Origin of the sequence: Pseudomonas sp. NY15354, from assembly GCF_048068075.1 — a bacterium.
GTDB classification, from domain to species: Bacteria; Pseudomonadota; Gammaproteobacteria; order Pseudomonadales; family Pseudomonadaceae; genus Aquipseudomonas; species Aquipseudomonas guariconensis_C.
The window spans coordinates 134,995-149,718 of the sequence record NZ_JBLUPV010000008.1 but is presented as its reverse complement, the minus strand read 5'-3'; the positions used below and the strand labels follow the sequence as shown (position 1 = coordinate 149,718).

The 14,724-nt window shown below is 60.3% G+C and carries 13 protein-coding genes, 1 pseudogene and 1 riboswitch; of the genes and pseudogenes, 6 read left to right on the top strand and 8 right to left on the bottom strand.

All coding sequences use genetic code 11. The features are described from left to right. Complete coding sequence (locus ACNFCH_RS11005; protein WP_416742759.1) at nucleotides 1–321, bottom strand: fimbrial protein; 321 nt, start codon at nucleotides 319–321, stop codon at nucleotides 1–3. Continuing rightward, entirely contained in the window at nucleotides 303–551 is a 249-nt protein-coding gene (locus ACNFCH_RS11000; RefSeq protein ID WP_337157207.1) for a hypothetical protein, read from the bottom strand. Before ACNFCH_RS11000 ends, ACNFCH_RS11005 begins: the two co-directional genes overlap by 19 nt. 412 nt (nucleotides 552–963) lie before the next feature. On the opposite strand from ACNFCH_RS11000, the gene ACNFCH_RS10995 reads away from it, so the two are divergent. The 3 genes from ACNFCH_RS10995 to ACNFCH_RS10985 are packed head-to-tail and all read left to right on the top strand — an operon-like array spanning nucleotide 964 to nucleotide 6,163. Then, complete coding sequence (locus tag ACNFCH_RS10995) at nucleotides 964–3,204, top strand: sugar kinase (protein WP_337157206.1); 2,241 nt, start codon at nucleotides 964–966, stop codon at nucleotides 3,202–3,204. Nucleotide 3,205: 1 nt separating this feature from the next. Next, nucleotides 3,206–5,170, top strand: coding sequence for a hypothetical protein (locus tag ACNFCH_RS10990; RefSeq protein WP_337157205.1), 1,965 nt, complete (start codon nucleotides 3,206–3,208; stop codon nucleotides 5,168–5,170). Nucleotides 5,171–5,173: 3 nt separating this feature from the next. Beyond that, nucleotides 5,174–6,163 (top strand): hypothetical protein, encoded by a 990-nt coding sequence (locus tag ACNFCH_RS10985; RefSeq protein WP_337157204.1) that lies wholly within the window; start codon nucleotides 5,174–5,176, stop codon nucleotides 6,161–6,163. 63 nt (nucleotides 6,164–6,226) lie between these two features. Here the strand turns inward: ACNFCH_RS10985 and ACNFCH_RS10980 are convergent. From ACNFCH_RS10980 to ACNFCH_RS10960, 5 genes and pseudogenes are all read right to left on the bottom strand, one after another. Next, a pseudogene (locus ACNFCH_RS10980) lies at nucleotides 6,227–6,622 on the bottom strand (transposase); the annotation flags it as partial. 285 nt (nucleotides 6,623–6,907) lie between these two features. Next, a complete protein-coding gene (locus ACNFCH_RS10975) occupies nucleotides 6,908–7,450 on the bottom strand; it encodes a hypothetical protein (protein ID WP_337157203.1) in 543 nt (180 codons plus the stop codon). A 187-nt stretch (nucleotides 7,451–7,637) separates the two neighbouring features. Further along, entirely contained in the window at nucleotides 7,638–8,291 is a 654-nt protein-coding gene (locus ACNFCH_RS10970; RefSeq protein ID WP_337157202.1) for an HAD family hydrolase, read from the bottom strand. A 72-nt stretch (nucleotides 8,292–8,363) separates the two neighbouring features. Further along, nucleotides 8,364–9,710: an MFS transporter gene (locus ACNFCH_RS10965; protein WP_416742758.1), complete on the bottom strand. Its 1,347-nt coding sequence runs from the start codon at nucleotides 9,708–9,710 to the stop codon at nucleotides 8,364–8,366. Between the two features lie 169 nt (nucleotides 9,711–9,879). After that, on the bottom strand, nucleotides 9,880–10,926 hold the full coding sequence (locus tag ACNFCH_RS10960) for an AraC family transcriptional regulator (RefSeq protein ID WP_337157200.1): 1,047 nt from the start codon (nucleotides 10,924–10,926) through the stop codon (nucleotides 9,880–9,882). Nucleotides 10,927–11,115: 189 nt separating this feature from the next. Continuing rightward, nucleotides 11,116–11,323, top strand: a riboswitch (cobalamin riboswitch). Nucleotides 11,324–11,431: 108 nt separating this feature from the next. On the opposite strand from ACNFCH_RS10960, the gene ACNFCH_RS10955 reads away from it, so the two are divergent. From ACNFCH_RS10955 to ACNFCH_RS10945, 3 genes are read left to right on the top strand one after another with little or no spacing between them, the layout of a single operon-like run. Continuing rightward, complete coding sequence (locus ACNFCH_RS10955) at nucleotides 11,432–12,208, top strand: ABC transporter ATP-binding protein (RefSeq protein ID WP_337157199.1); 777 nt, start codon at nucleotides 11,432–11,434, stop codon at nucleotides 12,206–12,208. Then, complete coding sequence (locus tag ACNFCH_RS10950; RefSeq protein WP_337157198.1) at nucleotides 12,205–13,173, top strand: ABC transporter substrate-binding protein; 969 nt, start codon at nucleotides 12,205–12,207, stop codon at nucleotides 13,171–13,173. Before ACNFCH_RS10955 ends, ACNFCH_RS10950 begins: the two co-directional genes overlap by 4 nt. After that, the gene (locus ACNFCH_RS10945; RefSeq protein WP_337157197.1) at nucleotides 13,173–14,195 is read left to right on the top strand and encodes an iron ABC transporter permease; all 1,023 of its coding nucleotides are present in this window, start codon (nucleotides 13,173–13,175) and stop codon (nucleotides 14,193–14,195) included. The genes ACNFCH_RS10950 and ACNFCH_RS10945 overlap by 1 nt, the downstream gene beginning before the upstream one ends. A gap of 2 nt (nucleotides 14,196–14,197) precedes the next feature. On the opposite strand, the gene ACNFCH_RS10940 is transcribed toward ACNFCH_RS10945, so the two are convergent. Further along, a complete protein-coding gene (locus ACNFCH_RS10940) occupies nucleotides 14,198–14,662 on the bottom strand; it encodes a sterol desaturase family protein (protein ID WP_337157409.1) in 465 nt (154 codons plus the stop codon). Nucleotides 14,663–14,724: the final 62 nt, after the last annotated feature.

The following is a 14,724-nucleotide window of genomic DNA, read 5'->3' as shown; positions in this document are numbered from 1 at the left end:
TCAGTCATAGGCCAGGTTCACATTGAGGCTGGCGCGAAAAGCCCCCAGGCGCACGTCATTGCCCTGGACATCGAGCAGGCGCAGGCCGAAACCCTGGGCGCCGACTACCTTGATCAGCGTGGGCGTGTCTGCGTCGGCCACCGCTTGGAAGGTCACTGCCGCCACCGGCTCGATGGCGCTCCAGACCAGCGAGCCTTGCTGCTCGTCATGACGACCACCGTCGCTGCGCACGCAGCCCTGCAGCCTCAGGTGCAGGGCCACGGGCGTGCCTTGGTCGCCCATGTGCGATAGGCGAGTGGTGCTCAGTTCGCCCAACGACAAGTGCTGGTAGGCGGAGCTGGGGTCCAGGTAGCAGGCGCTTTCAAGCAGGGTGCCGGTGACTTGGAACTGGGCCGATTGCCCAGGTCGAGCTGGCCTTTGGGGGCGATCATCAGCGGCTTGAAACCGGTGACGCCGTCAGCCTTGAGGTTGGGCGCCGCATCAATCAGCGTGATGTAGTAGGGCGTCGGGTTGTTCACCTGGTAGCGGTCGTTCTGGCGGGTCAGGGTCAAGCGCGGTCCCAGTAGGGTACGGTCTAGAGCGCGATCGATCTCTTCAAGGCATTCCCGGATCTTGCTCAGCGCCTGGTTGTAATGCGCATGGCTTTGAAGAGATCAAAAGCCTTGGTATAGCCCGCCAGGGTACTAAACGCTGCAGATGCGGACATTGCTGCTAGAAGTTCAGGGGCGTCCATGTCGATTTTCTCTATGAATATTGCGATAGCGCTCTCCCTGACCTGATTTGCTGGTGCCAGATGCGAACGATCCGCTGGGCGAGACCTGCGTAATTTACAAGTTCACACCTTTATGATTCGGAGCTTCTGCCAGTCAAGCTTCTTGCGCGTCCGCCGATACCCTTGCGGCAGACGTATGTCCGCCGCAAGGGTCTGGCATCTAACTTCAAAGATGAACCGAGGAAGAAACAATGGCGATGGAATCACCTGCACTCCTGCTGACCGATCTGAACAAGGCACTGCGTCGTCTACGCGGAGCCTGCACCGACCTTGGTAACGAGGAAGTCGACGAGAAACTGCTTGAGGTGATGCGACGCCTGCTGCTCGCTGAGGTGCTGGGTAATACCTGGATTGTTGTGATGGGCGGCTCTCAGGGTGCAGGGAAGACGACGCTGATGGCGAGCATCTACGACCTGCGCGGCGATGGGCCGAGGTGGCTGCAGAGCAATGAAGGCCGCGGTGAGAAAATGCCGGTACTCATCCTTGAGGTGGAGGGCCTCGAGCGCGCGCAGGGATACGTTCGCAGGCTGGTTCCGGACGCGACGTCGCAGGGCTACAGGCTGGATGACTTCGAGGTGGATGTTCCGCAGTTTCAGCGAGCCATCTGCGACCCTAATGCCGAGGATCTGCTGCCGGTACTGAAAGTGCCTCGCCGCTACTTCAAGCGCGATAACCAGGCGTGGCTGCTGCTTCCGGGATACGAGAAGCAGGAGCGCGATAACCGCGCCTGGCAAGAACTGATGCGCCAAGCGATGGTCGCGGCAGGTGGGTGCATCATCGTGACCGACGAGACGCGCATGGCCAACCAGCAGCAGCTCGAGATCGTCAGAGACATGCTGGAGAACGAGCTCAAGGGCTGTAAGCCGTATATCGTGGTCTCCAAGACCGAGGCCCATCGCAACGATTCCAAGCGGCAGGCCGATCTGCGCTCAAGCGCCCAGGCGACGTTCCAGGTGGCGCCCGAGTTGGCCGAACGAAATATCATTCTGAGCGGCACCGACGATGCCGAGTACATGGAACAGTGGATGCCCCACCTGCGTCGCGCAATAGACGACCTCAATTTCACCGGGGAATCGGATCGCCACTTCCAGATGAGTCATCTCTCTGAGATTGTGGGCAAGGATTTGACACGTGTGTTGAATGCGATCCGCAGCAAGGCACGGCTGTATTTCACGAGCGACAAGGCGAGTGGGGTTGATGGCGCTGAAGTGCTGGAAGAGGTTTTGGGCAGGTTCGATGAGGCAGCAGCGGAGCTTCGGAGCCAGCATAATAAGCTTGTGAGCAAGCTTGCTGGGGAGGCCTTTACCAAAGCGTCCGATGCAATGAACCGTCGGCTCATTGCCGATCACGAGGGCTTCGGCAATTGGTTGTCGAATGCCTTCGATACCACCAGCCAGACCAGGGTGAAGATGCAGGATCTCGTCCAGAGATCCTGGCGCGAAGCGGCGCCGGCGTTTTTTCACAACTACTCGCAAGGCGTATCGTCGTTAACGGCGAGCAAGCTTGAGCGAGTGACCGTAGAGAAAGCGGGGGAGGGCTCGGGTGCGCGTTTGCCACAGGCGAAATCCCAGAATCTGATCCAGATGGGCTTTGTGCACGCATCGGGTCAACCCGTTCGATTCGAGAAGCTAAACCCTGAAGCGGTCAGTGATATCAGTATCCTTCTGGGCAATGGCCGCCGGGAGGAATGGCAGGCTAACCAGGATGTCAGCAAACAGGTGGGTGCCAGTGCCGAGCTAATACCTGCTATGTCGCTGGAATACACCCGGCTTCTCTTTGCTGTGCCTGAGGTCGTTGGCGTCAAGCAGGACTTCGTACCCATCGACAGCACGTCTGGCGCCAATGCTGTCTCAGCGAGTATCGAGAACCTCAGGACAGGCGTCGAGCTTGGCAAGACTGCTATTCGTTCGCTCGCCACCGTGCTGGCGGTAGACGTGGTCAGCGATGGAGACTCCGACATATTAGGCGCGCTCTTCGGCCAGACGGCTGGCGCGGATGCGGAGGACACAGGGGATGCGGGCGATTCAGGCAGTTCAGGATCGGAGACCAAGCTCCCGATGCCGCTCACCCTGCACCCCGCTGCAGTGGCGGCCACCGCAGTTGTCGCGGCTGCGTATCTGACTGGCGTGGCGGTAACGCGGATTCGCAGCATCGAGAAAGCAGCAAGCGCCCAGGCGAGGGTCATGCTCGGCACGGTTCATGACCACCATGTTGAAAATCTTCGCACGTCCTTTGATGAGACCATGGCCGTGGCGCGCGCGCGCGTCTGCACGAGGCTGCGTGCCCGCTACCGCATGGACGAAATGCTGATGCGCAAAGACCGGCTTGCCAAAGCCATCGCCGATGTCACCTCGATCACCAGTGACTTGCGCTACGAGTTGGACTCGTCGGCTTCAGGCCTGCAACTTTTCATCGCTGACCGTGGTGTCTGACATGGCCAAGCAAGCCGTGATGGACCATTGGCACGCTCTGCAAGCACATCAGTCGGACTGGGCGTTTCGTGCCTATGCGCGTTTGATCAAGACATTGAGCAAGGACGTCCAGGAAAAGTTGCAACTCAAGGAGGAAGTCGCCGAGCCCTATGTGGTCATATTCGGTAAGACCCAGGTCGGTAAGACCACGCTGCTGCTCGACCTGATGGGGATCGACCCGGCCCAGTTGGGGAGGGTCTCACAGGTCATGCGCGGCGGGCGCGAGGCGGGCAAGTCGGCGACGGCCACCGCCATGGAGTATTGCCGCTCGGCCAACGGCCGCTGGGGACTGACTCTGCGCTCGAAAACGCGCTGGTTCGAGGCCGAAGCCGACGTTACTCGGGCGCTTGGCCGGCTCAGGGAAGACATGGAGGGCGGACGACTGGTTGCCGAATCGCCCTGTGTGGTGCATATCCCATCGTCTTTCTTTGCCAGCCAGGCTGCCGAGTGGCCGAGCATCCGCATTCTGGACCTGCCAGGCGACAACCCTGCCAACGCGGCAGAGCAGGCGCATGTGAACCATATGGCGAAGACTTATCTCCCCTTCGCTGACTTGGTGTTGCTGGTTGGCCGGGGCGATGACCTGGGCTTCCTGCGGCCTGAGGCGCTGACGCTGCCTGGAATCGAAGACTGGCAGGCCATGCCGCACCGTTTTCGCATTGTCACAACCTATTCGTACTTCGCACAGTCGATAAAGGACGCAGCTCGCGAGGATGCCAAGTTCGATGCTTCGAAGTCTCGGCGCCGTCTAATCCAGCAGATCGAGCTCTTCGGTCGCCTGAGCGATCAGGCCCAGAGTGAGCACCTGTATTTTCCATTGGAGTTCGGCACCAGTTGGATGAGCATGCAAAAGAATGAGCCGGAACTGCATGCCCGGATCGCGCCGTTGATTGCCGGACTGCGCAGCGAGTTGCTGGAGCAGATCTCGCAATCCACAAGTCCTGTTGGCCGTCTGCGCAGTACGCTCGATAGCCACTTGGGCGTCAGGTATATCCAGAACAAGAAGACCGAGGCGGTTGAGCAGACCATTGAGCAACTGGAACGCAAAAATAAGAGGCTTCTGGGCGAGATCGCCATCTGGACTGCAGCGATCAAGAAGGAGCAGGGTAAGTTGAGTACTGCTTTGCAAGACTTGCAGACCCATACATTGGCAGATGGCATGGAGTTGATTGAGCAAGCCGCCGTGAGCCCGGTATTCACTGTCTCTGGTAGCTATCCTCCCAAGGAGGGCGTGGTCAAGGATGACTGCGAGACGCTCAGGACGTTGGTTAATGACTATTACAGGCTGCTCAAGGGGATGCGCCTGGAGGTCAAGAGCAATCCCCGATTGTCGAAGTCCTGCGTGTATTGGGAAGGCGTGCGCAGGCTCGTGAATGAGCCTGGCTTGCGGGTGATCGAGGATATTATCGACGACGCGTTCAGTTCCATTCGCTACACACTCGCGGACTACACCTTCGATACCTATCTGTTCTCATCAAACTATCAAGAGGATTTGAGGAGGGTTCACAGCGCAGGCAGCGAAGCCCGGCACGAATTGGTCCGCCTGTGGAAAAGACATTGGCTCGGGGCATTGACGGCGCTTGACCAAGCGTTCCAGCGCGACATGAAGGCGCTAGAAGCCAACCTCGAACTGCAGCGCCACGAGCAGATGCTTCTGATCAAGCAGCGGGAGCGAGTCGAGCACGAAATCGCCCTCAAGCACGGCGAGTTGCAGCGCATTGCCCAAACCTCGCAACAAGACCTTGAGCGGTGCGAACGCTTCGTTCACTTGCTCAATGAGGAGTACCTTGCCGAACTCAGCCAGCGGATGAGCTTGGCGATGAACGAGCAAGATGATTGTGACGCGTTACTGCAACTGCTGGCCTGTATGCAATTGAGCAACCAGCGGGTAGAACTGATGAGACTAAGCCAAGATGGCCGGGCCTGAAAAATGAGTACAGCTACAGAGATTCACAACAAAGAAAAGACCCTTGCCGAGCTGATGGTTAAGATCCTGAAGGAGCCTCTCAACCCACTCGAAGCCTCGATCAAGGCACTGAGTGGAGACCTTGCGGACACACGAGATTCTATCACCGAGATCAACGACACCTTGGGCGCCTCCGCGGACGATGCGGAAAAAGCCACGAAGTCGTTGCTGCAGGCGTTGCGCAAGATCCGCGAAGAAGACGTCCCTTCGTTGCTCACCAAGTTTCAGAAACACATCACCGAGCAGAGCGCGAGTGACGCTCGTGCAGTCGAGGCCTTGCTCGAGCACTCTACGGCCGTCCACACCTCTAGCGTGAGCTCGACTGAGGCCGTGCTGCTCGATGCGCTCGCTGGGGCGACCCGGCAGCAGGGGGAGCTGGCGGAGTCGATCGAAGCGCTGCGTCCGCACATCGAAAGTTCGGCCGCTGAAGTGTCGCGCCAGCTGTCGTCATCGCTTAGCTCAAGTATCGCTGATTTCAACGCCGCGGTCATTGGCGTCGGCGTTCGCATCGCCGAGCAGCAGCAAGCTTCGCAGGAAACCCTCCTGGCAGGGCTGCAAACACTGGGGCGTGAAGAGCAAGCGGCCAAGGTCGAGGTGGTGGAAAAGGTCTTGAAAGAAATTGTGTTGAACCGGGAGTTCAGCAAGAGGATCAACACGGCCTTGGCGGCGCAAGTCAGCACCCTGGGCACGGACGTGGCAGGTTTATTGACCCGGCTGTCGACGCAGGTCGAGGCCGTGGCGGCTGAAAACCAACGCGTTGTGCAACAATTCTTGGCAGCGTCCAGGGGCGAGCAAAGCGCACTGGTCGCGCTGCTGACCGAGCAGAATGCGGATTTAGCGGCGCAGCTCTTATCCAGCCAGCGTCATCTGAAAAGACTGACAGTCATCACAGGCGTATTTTTCGGATCGATGCTGCTATATGCGGGGTATGACATCTGGCGAAATTTGCTCTGATTGAGCAGGCCGCAATACACTCAGGTGAGAAAATGTATCAGGGTTATAATCGGCCCGTGGTACCTAGGCTCTGTCTGAAAAAAGTTGTCGTAGACACCGCATGACACAAGCCAGCGAAACCATCGCGCCATAACTTTTTGCGAGCTTGTCGTACAGGCGGGGTAATCCGGGCTTGGGTTTGCGCGTCATTGCACGCAAAGGAAAAACCGGCTGCATGCGGTAGCGGTCACAAAAACGCCGTAGCGCCTCCGCATCGTAGCCCTTATCAGCCAAAAGCCAGCGGCAGCGCTTGCGAGGTCGCCCACGTTTGCTCGTCGGAATGCAGACAGCGTCCAGCAATGGCTGCGCGTAGCTAATATCGCTGGCTTGACCACCAGAAAGGAGAAAGCGCAATGGCACGCCGTTGGCGTCGCAGAGCATATAAATCTTGGTGGTGAGGCCACCGCGACTGCGGCCTAATAAAATCTCAGCGCTCGCGGCTCGGGAGTTGGGTTTCTCCGAATTTCAGACAGAGCCTAGCACGCGGGCTACAGGCAAGGCATGGGTTGGAAGCTGTCTTTTTTCATGGCGTCGACCTCGGTCATTCTGGGATGAAATCACTCAACGGGACAAAATGCGTGGGTAAAGGCTGCGTAAGCACATGTGACAGAAACAATATTTAACATAATACGCATTATGCGTATCTTCGTATGGAGCTACCTGGGCCGTGAGTGGGCAGATTTGAAGCCAGGCCCCTGGCCTAGATCACTGCGCAGCAGATCGAGCTTGGACCTCAGCGATGTAACCCAGCACGAACGGATCCTGCGAGCCTCGCTCTTTGTAGTAGCCAACCACGTTGGCCAACGTCCACCGTAGCAACTCCATCAGTACTGGATCGGAAAATTTCCAGCTGACTGACTCATACTGATATCGGCTGTTGGTGAACACATCGCGATACCGCTCGAACAATCCTTCTTGGCTGTCCAGGGCCAAGCTTTGACGGATCTCCGCAGGCACAGCATGAAACAATGTCAGCAGATCGTGACCATCACGGCGCTGAGTCCTCGCTTTGCCAACTGACTGAAGGTACTGGTGAGCCTCTTTGAGTGCATCTACGTCAAGCTTGTAGGTTTCACCGGACGTACCTTGGTGTTGATCTGGCACGGAAATGAAGGTTTTCAGCAAGATTTCCATGCCGAGCGCTGCATTCACAATGGCGACCTGTGGAAGGTTTTGGGCATGTAGAAGTTCGGCCGCCTTGAGGTAGCTATGTGCGCTTTCAAGCATCCAGCCTGGAAAATGAGTCATTGAGTGGTAATCCTCGATGGTCGATGACGCCGAAGGTAGCTCACCAAGTGAACTACCCCAGCTCATGAGCGTTAGCGATCACCGGTGAGCCACCCTGCTCTTATATGACTAGTTAGAATAACTACACTAAATAACTATTTTGTTTAGTTATATAAAACACTCTCCTTATCTTGCTCTTTAGCAACTATCACTGCCACTGTAAAACCGGCCATCCCGTCGCATCAGCATGCGCCCGCAATACAGGATCAGGATTGACCGTATGCGGTTTGGCAACCAGAGAAAGCAACGGCAGGTCATTGCGCGAATCCGAGTAGAAGTAGGCGCCTTCCAACCCTTCACCCTGCTCCTGCAACCAGCTGTGAAGTCGCGTCACTTTGCCTTCCCGGTAGGTCAATGTCCCGCGGGTATTGCCGGTATAAGCGCCCTGCTGGTGTTCAAGGTCAATCGCCAGCACTTCTTCTACACCCAACTGCTCGGCGATACGGCTCACCAAAAAGTGCGCCGACGCTGAAATGATCAGCAGACGGTCACCCTCTTCGCGATGTCGCGCCAGGCAGGCAATGGCGTCCTCATGTATGCGCGGGGTGATGACGTCTTCGACGAAGGGGTCAACCGCTTCGGCCACCTCCTCTATCGTGCGGCCCACCAAAGGCGACAGGCTGAAGGTCATGTACGCCTCCATGGCCAACTTGCCTTGCGCATAGAGCGCCATGAGTTCGCGGTCGCGCTCGATGAAGCTCGGCCCGTCGACCCAGCCGAGTGCGGCCATATGGCCGCTCCACAAGCTGGCACAGTCGCCATCGATAAGGGTGTCGTCCAGGTCAAACAGTGCGAGGGCCATCGGCCACCTCCAGGGTGCAGTGTCGAGAGGCGAAGGCCTTTTCAACCTTCGCGCGATGAAATGACAGTGGGATCAGCGAGTGCTTTGCGTGGATGTGGCGACAGCGCCAGGCGTCGTCTCGTACTCGCTGATAGGCGCTTGACTTGCTGGGCGGCTGTTCCAGAAAGGCACCAACAGCAAACTGGCGAGCAAGGCTGCGCCGGTGAAGACGAAGAACACGGTGATGGTGTCGAAATAGCCCGGCAGCAGCCCGCCGAGGATCGCACCCACAGAGCCGCACCCGTTGACGAAGCCTGTGGCTGTGCCCGCGGACTCGCTGGTGCCGAAGTCGATGGCGGCGGCACCGCTGATCATCGAGTCAGGGCCATACAGCGTGATGCCCATCATGAACAGCAAGCCGACGACCAGGTAGATGTTGCCGCTTTGCATTGTCGGCACGAACAGAATCAGCCACAGGGTCAGCGCCATCAGGCTGATCACGCAGGCCGGCATGCGCCGAGCACCAAACAGCTTGTCGGAGACGATACCGATCAGAATCGGGCCGACCAGCCCCGCGACTTCGAATGCGGACGGCACTATGGCCGAGGCCACTTTGCCGATACTCGGCATCCGCTCATAGACGATCACCGGCCCCCACATCAGGATTGCATAGAGGGCTGGCTTGAGCAGGAAATACGCGACCCCAAGCACCAAGACCGTACGGTTGGCCAACACCTTGCGCAGCGCCGCCCAGTAATTCTCTCGGGGGGCGTCGGTTCGCCCGGCCGATCGGTCCTCGTCTTCGACAGCAGGCAAACCTACATCCTGCGGGCGATTACGTTGCAACAGGAAGAACAGCACGGCAACCACGAGCACGACGCCCGCCGAGGAAATGAACGCCATGCGCCAATCATGAGAGATCTGGTACGCCCACCATCCAGCGAACGGCGTTGCGACCAGGCCGCCGAAGGCGTAGCAGGTGCTCCAGTAGCCCAGCACGCGCCCGCGCTCGCGGGTGGCGAAGAAGCATCCAATGTTCTTGCACAGCCCTGACCAGCCTGTGGATTGCGCCAGCCCCTGGATCACCATGCAACTGGCGAAGATTGGCAAGGTCGCGAAGGTGCCCATGGCCAGTGCGGCCAGTGCCGACACCACGAGCCCACCGAGCACGACGACGCGGGTACCGTAACGGTCGGCGAAAACTCCCCAGGCGAATTGGCCTACGGCGTACGCGGCCAGATACAGCGCGTCGAGGTTGGCCATGGCCGCTTTGTCGAGCGTAAAGCTGGGGTCTTCGGCGATACCCAGCTTGGCAACCGAAAAGGCCTTGCGGGTGAAATAGAACGCGGCATAGGCCAGCCACGTGATGATGAATATCTGAACGCGCCAGCGTTGAAGGGATTTCCAGTAATGGCGGGCGTTCTCAGGACTCTTGTACATGTTGTTGTCCTCTGTTGATTACCGCGACGTAGGCCTGGCACCCCTGCTCTGCTCGATCAAGGCGCCTGCCGGGAGGTATCCGGAGCTTGCGAACTTGATCTTATATCGTGGTCTAGACCAAGACTTGACCCTGCACGAGCGAGTTCAACATGCAAAGTCAATTTTCGGTTCAGTGATCCTCGCTGCGCCATTGCCGCGGGCTTACACCAAACCAACGGCGAAAAGCACGGGAGAAGGCACTCGCCTCGGAATACCCGAGCAACCCCGCCAGGTCAGACACCGGCCGTTTGGGCTGTCGCAGGTAGTGCACCGCCAGTTCCCGGCGGACCCTTTCGACCAGCTGGCTGAAGCTCAGGCCTGCCTCGCGCAAGTGGCGCTGCAATCCGGCCGAACTGAGTTCCAGCGCCTGCGCGATCTTCTCCAGGCACGGCTCTCCGCCGCTCAGGGCAAGGCGCACCTGGGCGTCCGCCTCATCCAACAGGTTGCGCCGCTGATCGTGCGCCCCAAGACGCTGGAGCACGTCCTGAACCAGAAACAGCAAGTTGGCATCGTGCTCTGGCATCCGCCGATCTTTGAGGTCGGCCTTGGGGACGAGCATCGAGTTGCACCCGCGCCCAAAATAGACAGGCGCGCCGAACGCCTGCTGATGTACCTGCCAGTCCTGTGGGCGAGCGTGCTCGAAGCTGACCGCGACTGGCGCCCAGTCTTTGCCCAGCACGTGGCGTATCAGGTTAAGCGCCATGCCCATGGTCAGTTCGGCGTCCTGTCGACGCTCCAGAATGGCGCTGTGCTGCACTTGATAATCGAAGCGATAGCGTTCGCCGCAGTCGACCAGCCGTATCAAGGTGTCGTGCTGGTGGTAAGGAAACGCAGCCGCGAAGTTGCGCAGAGCCTCCTCCAACGTGTAGGAAAACAACCCGACATAACCGAGCAATCCCAAGGCTTGCGGCTGAAACTGCAGGCCGTAGTGCAAACCGAAGTTATCGCAGTGAGACTGGCGGGCGGCCTCCTCCAGCACCTGGCAGTAATTGGTGAGCGGCAGGCTCAGCGTGGGTTGGCGCAGGCTCTCGGGATTGACCCCCGCGCGCCCCAGTATCAGGTCAATGTCGCCTCCAACACCTGTGACGAACCCCTCCAGGCCACTGGCAGCAGCCGACAGGACGCCGAGGTTGCCCGCGACTGGCGAGACGGTGCAGCAATGCAGTGGAGAACTCATGGTCTATTCCAGTTGAGGTTCGTGGCCTGAGCAATGCAAACACCATGCCCTGCCTTCTTCCCTCAAAAAGGCCCTTTGCAGCCAGAAGGCGGCAGCGGAACTGGGGCAATGGGTAACATCGCGTAACAATCAGCCACGCGACCGCAAAGGACCGCCCCGTTTGGTTGACTGACCCGCCCATTAATGCTCAGATGCGCCCCAGTTTCAGGTGTCCCCTGCCGCCGCGCCGGGGATTAAACGGGAAGCCGGTGCGTCGCCTTGTGCGATCAGTCCGGTGCTGCCCCCGCAACGGTAAGCGAGCGATGCATTCGACACACCACTGTGCCGCCGGCATGGGAAGGTGAATGCTTCAAGCCCCTCGCAAGCCCGGAGACCGGCCTGTCACCTCCTTTGGCAACACCCGCGGTGGGCGGGCGCGGGCCGGTCTTGGGGCAGCAGCCTGCCCGCGATGCCCTTGCGCGCCTTCACCTGTCGGGTTTCATTCACCCCGGTACGGTTGGTCTGCATGTCATCCCCTACCCTACGTCTGGAAAGCTTGCACTGGGCCCCCTCGCCCGGCGGTCTGCGGCTGCTCGACGGTATCGATCTGCACGTCCACGCGGGTGAGTTCGTCGGCCTGATCGGCCCGAACGGCAGCGGCAAGACCAGCCTGTTGCGCTGCGCTTATCGCTTTACCCGGCCCGATGGCGGGCGCGTGCTGCTGGAGAACGAAGATATCTGGCAGCGCTCCCCTCGCTGGGTTGCCCAGCGCGTGGCGGTGATGCTGCAGGAGTTCCCCGAGGATTTCGGCCTCAGTGTGCGCGATGTGGTCGCCATGGGCCGAACTCCGCACCAAGGCTGGTTCGACAGCCAAGACGACCAGGCATTGATCGACGCCTGCCTGCAGCGACTAGGCCTGCACACCCGCGCCGACCAAGGCTTTGCACCGCTGTCGGGAGGCGAGAAACAGCGTGTGCTGCTGGCTCGGGCATTGGTGCAGCAACCGCGCTTGTTGATCTTGGATGAGCCGACCAATCATCTCGACCCGCGTTACCAACTGGCCTTGCTCGAACACTTGCGTGGCACTGGTCTAGGCCTGTTGGCAAGCTTTCACGATCTGAACCTGGCCGCGGCCTTCTGTGACCGCCTTTATGTCATCGATGCCGGGCGCATCGTCGCCCAAGGCACGCCGGAGCACGTGCTGACCGAGCAGCGCCTGGCGCAGGTCTTTGGTGTTCGCGCCCTGGTCGATCGCCACCCATTGGCGTCCCACCCACGTATTACCTGGATCAGCCCCGCATGAAGCGACGCCTGACTTACCTTGCCCTGCTCACCGCCCTGCCCTTTGCAGCCTGGGCCGACAGCTACCCCGTCACCGTGCGCAGCTGCGAGCGTGACGTCACCTTCAACCAGGCGCCGCAGCGAGCGGTGAGTCACGACATCAACCTCACGGGGATGCTGCTGGCCCTGGGTCTGCGCGAGCGGATGATCGGCTACAGCGGTGTCAGTGGCTGGAAGACCCTCGACCCATCCCTGCGTGACGCCTTGGTAGGCCTTCCTGAACTTGCGCCGCGCTACCCATCGCCGGAAAACCTCCTCGATGTCCAGGCCGATTTCCTGTTCGCCGGTTGGGGCTACGGCATGAACGTAGGTGGCCCGCTCACACCGCAAACCTTGGCACCGCTGGGTATCCCGGTGTATGAGCTGAGCGAATCCTGCTCTTGGATCATGCCCCAGCGCCGCGCAAGCCTGGAGGACCTGTACCGGGACCTGAAAAATCTGGGGCGGATCTTCGATGTTCAACCCCGTGCCGACGAGCTCGTCGGGCAGCTTAAGCAGCGCATCGCGCGGGTACACGAGCAGTTGGCCCAGGTGCAGCACAAACCCCGTGTCTTTCTCTACGACAGTGGCGAGGACCGTCCTACCACCTCCGGCCGGCTCGGCATGCCCCAGGCACTGCTCGAGGCTGCCGGTGCCGACAACGTGATGGCCGATGTGAGCGCCAGTTGGACCGAAGTCAATTGGGAGAGCGTGGTAGAGCGCGACCCGGAGGTGATCGTCATCGTCGACTATGGCCCGACGAGTTGGGCGCAAAAACGCGACTTTCTACTCAATAACCCCGCTTTGAGCGAGGTTAAGGCCATTCGCGAGCGCCGCTTCGTGGTGCTGTCGTACCTGCAGGTCACCCCCTCGGTGGACAACGCAGGCGCCATCGAGCAATTGGCCTCGGCCCTGCATCCGCAGCTGTTCGCCGAGGCAGCGCATTGATGCCGGTGCGCAGCCCCGGGGGGTATCGCCTGCTGATGTCGCTGTTGGTGGCCGGTGTATTGTTCTCCTGCCTGTTGTCCTTGGGTTTTGGTGCGGCCCACGTACCGCTGGCCAAGGTGTGGGGCATCCTGATGCATCAATTGGGCGCCACTGAAATGGGCGAGTGGAGCCGGGGACAGGCGCAGATTGTCTGGCAGATCCGCGCCCCACGGGTCCTGCTAGGGGCCTTGGTGGGGGCAGGCCTGGCCTTGGTTGGCGGCGCCTTGCAAGCCGTCACCCGTAACCCGCTGGCCGATCCGCACCTGCTGGGCGTCAGTTCCGGCGCGGTGCTGGGGGCGGTGCTGGTGGTGCTGTTCCTCGGCACTTTCGCCGGCCCCTTCAGCCTGCCCCTCGCGGCCTTCGTCGGTGCCTTGGGCAGCATGTTGCTGGTCCTGGCGGTGGCCAGCCGGCGTGGTCGACTGGACAGCGACAGGCTGCTGTTGGCCGGGGTGGCGGTGTCCTTCGTGATCATGGCGCTGGCCAATTTGCTGCTGTACACCGGCGATCCCCACGCGGCGAGCTCGGTGATGTTCTGGATGCTGGGTGGCCTGGGCCTGGCACAGTGGCCTCTGCTCTGGCTGCCGGCGCTGTGCGTGTTGGCGGGGTTCGCGCTGCTGATGAGCCTGGCACGGGCGTTGAACGGCTTGATGAGCGGTGAGCAGACGGCCGTGAGCCTTGGCTTCGAGCCGCGCCGAGTGCGGGCGCAGGTGTTCGTTGGCTGCGCCCTGTTGACCGGCGTGCTGGTGTCGCTCTCAGGCGCCATTGGTTTTGTCGGACTGATGCTGCCTCACGTCGCCCGTCGACTGGTCGGGGCCGAACACCGCCGACTGCTGCCTGCCTGCGCCCTGCTGGGCGCGTTGTTCGTGGTATGGGTGGATATCGGCGCACGTACGCTGATCGCGCCTCAGGATCTGCCCATCGGCATTGCCACGGCGGCCATCGGCGGGCTGTTCTTCATCGTGTTGTTGCGCCGCAAAGCCTGACTCTAGTGACGCCGGCGGGCTTGGACCTGACGCTTGAGTACACGCAGCGGCGGCGCGTAGAAGAACCCGAACGACACACTCCCCTTGCGCCCAGCGATTGCATGGTGCAACCGATGCGCCCGGTACAGGCGCTTGAGGTAGCGGTTCACCGGTTTGGGCGCGCGGGGCCAGTGGCGATGAAAGAAGCCATCATGGGCCAGCACATACAGCACGCCATACCCCGCCACACCGCCGCCGATCCATTGCACAGGCGCGTAGCCTGCCTTGCCCAACGCCACCAGCCCCGCCGCAATCAGCGCCAGGGCTACCAGGTAGACGTCGTTGGTTTCCAGCATGCCCAGGTGTGGCTCATGGTGCGAGCGGTGCAGCCACCAGCCCCAGCCATGCATGATGTACTTGTGAGCCAGCGTGCCGACGCCCTCCATGGCCACCAGGGTGCCGAACAGGATGGCGAGATTGAACAACATGTAACGGTCCGAGATAGCAACGAAGGCCGCAAGGGTACCATCGCCGCTCGACCATTCGGAGG

Excerpts from the sequence above, each read along its gene's own strand:
- ACNFCH_RS10995 (WP_337157206.1), top strand. The coding sequence starts at position 964 with ATGGCGATGGAATCACCTGCACTCCTGCTGACCGATCTGAACAAGGCA.
- ACNFCH_RS10990 (WP_337157205.1), top strand. The coding sequence starts at position 3,206 with ATGGCCAAGCAAGCCGTGATGGACCATTGGCACGCTCTGCAAGCACAT.
- ACNFCH_RS10985 (WP_337157204.1), top strand. The coding sequence starts at position 5,174 with ATGAGTACAGCTACAGAGATTCACAACAAAGAAAAGACCCTTGCCGAG.
- ACNFCH_RS10975 (WP_337157203.1), bottom strand. The coding sequence starts at position 7,450 with ATGACTCATTTTCCAGGCTGGATGCTTGAAAGCGCACATAGCTACCTC.
- ACNFCH_RS10970 (WP_337157202.1), bottom strand. The coding sequence starts at position 8,291 with ATGGCCCTCGCACTGTTTGACCTGGACGACACCCTTATCGATGGCGAC.
- ACNFCH_RS10965 (WP_416742758.1), bottom strand. The coding sequence starts at position 9,710 with ATGTACAAGAGTCCTGAGAACGCCCGCCATTACTGGAAATCCCTTCAA.
- ACNFCH_RS10960 (WP_337157200.1), bottom strand. The coding sequence starts at position 10,926 with ATGAGTTCTCCACTGCATTGCTGCACCGTCTCGCCAGTCGCGGGCAAC.
- ACNFCH_RS10955 (WP_337157199.1), top strand. The coding sequence starts at position 11,432 with ATGTCATCCCCTACCCTACGTCTGGAAAGCTTGCACTGGGCCCCCTCG.
- ACNFCH_RS10950 (WP_337157198.1), top strand. The coding sequence starts at position 12,205 with ATGAAGCGACGCCTGACTTACCTTGCCCTGCTCACCGCCCTGCCCTTT.
- ACNFCH_RS10945 (WP_337157197.1), top strand. The coding sequence starts at position 13,173 with ATGCCGGTGCGCAGCCCCGGGGGGTATCGCCTGCTGATGTCGCTGTTG.
- ACNFCH_RS10940 (WP_337157409.1), bottom strand. The coding sequence starts at position 14,662 with ATGTTGTTCAATCTCGCCATCCTGTTCGGCACCCTGGTGGCCATGGAG.